This window comes from Nostoc sp. (assembly GCF_036917815.1).
Classification (GTDB): domain Bacteria; phylum Cyanobacteriota; class Cyanobacteriia; order Cyanobacteriales; family Nostocaceae; genus Nostoc.
Genome location: NZ_JBALEK010000019.1, coordinates 1 through 1526, shown reverse-complemented (window position 1 = coordinate 1526; position 1526 = coordinate 1). Strand labels below are relative to the sequence as shown.

The 1526-nt window shown below is 47.3% G+C and carries 1 protein-coding gene; it reads right to left on the bottom strand.

The window, feature by feature from the left end:
* Positions 1-16: 16 nt before the first annotated feature.
* A complete protein-coding gene (gene glmM / locus V7K97_RS05580; RefSeq protein WP_334799752.1) occupies positions 17-1489 on the bottom strand; it encodes a phosphoglucosamine mutase in 1473 nt (490 codons plus the stop codon).
* Positions 1490-1526: the final 37 nt, after the last annotated feature.

Below are 1526 nucleotides of genomic sequence, written 5' to 3'. Positions count from 1 at the left end.
TGAGATATTAGCTAATTTAGTCCATCAGATGTTGCTGCACTTGGGAAACTAATTCATTTGTCCAGTAGTTGGCGAGTTCGGCATTAGCGGCTTCCACCATGACTCTGATGACTGGTTCTGTACCAGAGGCGCGAACCAAAATTCTGCCTCTTTCACCCATTGCGGCTTCGGCAAGAGCGATCGCTTGTTGCACAGGTTGGCAATCTTGCCATCCTAAACGGCGATCGCGATCCATAACTCGCACGTTCCGCAACAACTGCGGATAGGTTTGGAAGCTTTGATCTACCAATTCACTCAGGGAAACACCCGCCTCTTTCACTAAAGCTGCGATATGTAATGCTGTTAATAAGCCATCTCCAGTCACAGCATAATGACGGCAAAGAATATGGCCTGATTGTTCACCCCCTAGCATTGCCCCAGTTCGCAGCATTTCGGCTTGCACATATTGATCGCCAACTGCGGTACGAATTAACTTACCACCAATTTGCTGCCAAGCTTTCTCAAACCCTAAGTTGGCCATGACAGTAGAGACAATCAGGTTGTCTGGCAATTGTTGGTTTTGTTGTAAGTGTCGTCCCCACAGGTAGAGAATGTAATCGCCGTTAACTTGCCTTCCTGTATTGTCTACGGCTAAGACGCGATCGGCATCACCATCGAAGGCAAAGCCGATATCGGCGTTGTGTTCTTGGACTGTGGCTGCCAGAATCTCTAGGTATGTGGAACCGCAGTTAACATTAATGCGATCGCCATCTGCTTCGTTATGCAAGCAAATGACTTCTGCTCCCATTTCTCTAAATACTGATGGCGCTAAACCAACTGCTGCTCCCCACGCCAAGTCTAATACAATCTTCATTCCCTGAAGATTTAGGCCACTGTTCAAGGGTTTTTTCAACGCCGAGCTATAATCCCCCACTAACTCCAAACGTGAGTAATGCCGTCCACAATTACTGACTTTCGCAATCGCTGATATTTTCCCACGCAGTCCGGCTTCAATTTCTGCCTGCAATAGTTGGGGTAACTTCCCACCGTCGGCACTAAAAATCTTAATCCCATTGTCTTCTGGCGGATTGTGGCTGGCAGAAATCATCACTCCGCCGATGGCATCACTGATGCTGGTAAGATAGGCAACCCCAGGTGTGGGACATAATCCCAAATACCAAACCTCTAATCCTGCTGCTGTTAAGCCTGCACTCAAAGCCATTGCCAGCATATCGCTGGAGTTTCTAGAGTCTTGTCCCAGAATCACTGGCCCTAGTTGAGTCGCATGCTTACGTAAAACAATCCCTGTCCAAAAACCAATTTGCAATGCTAGGGGCGCACTCAGTAATTCTCCCACCCGTCCACGAATCCCATCTGTGCCAAATAAGGGATTTGCTGGTAGTGAAATGAAATTCAGTCCAATACTGCTTTCAATCCCTTTGCCCAATCCCTCTGCTTCGTCAGCAGAACCCCCAGAAATCCCCGGTGTCCGAGTTATAGATGAAACCATTTTATATTTAAACACTCCACACAATCACACTGAAAAA

Bases quoted from the DNA above. Each gene is read 5' to 3' on its own strand.
- glmM (WP_334799752.1), bottom strand. From the start codon at position 1,489: ATGGTTTCATCTATAACTCGGACACCGGGGATTTCTGGGGGTTCTGCT.